1 pseudogene is annotated in these 297 nt (G+C 67.3%); it reads right to left on the minus strand.

From position 1 onward, the window contains the following. A pseudogene (locus ADL34_RS04970) lies at window positions 1-297 on the minus strand (trehalose synthase); the annotation flags it as partial.

The raw sequence follows: 297 nt of genomic DNA on the forward strand, positions 1-297 counted from the left end.
GCGTACTCGGCCCACATGTAGTCGCGTTCCTCGTCGGTGACCATCTCCAGGGTCAGCTCGTCGTGGTTGCGCAGGAAGATGCCCCACTGGCAGCCCGACGGGATCGCCGGGGTCTTCGCCAGGATCTCGGAGACGGGGTAGCGCGACTCGCGCCGCACGGCCATGAAGATGCGGGGCATGACCGGGAAGTGGAACGCCATGTGGCACTCGTCGCCGCCGGAGGAGTAGTCCCCGAAGTAGTCGACGACGTCCTCGGGCCACTGGTTGGCCTCCGCCAGCAGCACCGTGTCCGGGTAC

Origin of the sequence: Streptomyces sp. NRRL WC-3605 (assembly GCF_001509795.1) — a bacterium.
GTDB lineage: Bacteria > Actinomycetota > Actinomycetes > Streptomycetales > Streptomycetaceae > Streptomyces > Streptomyces viridochromogenes.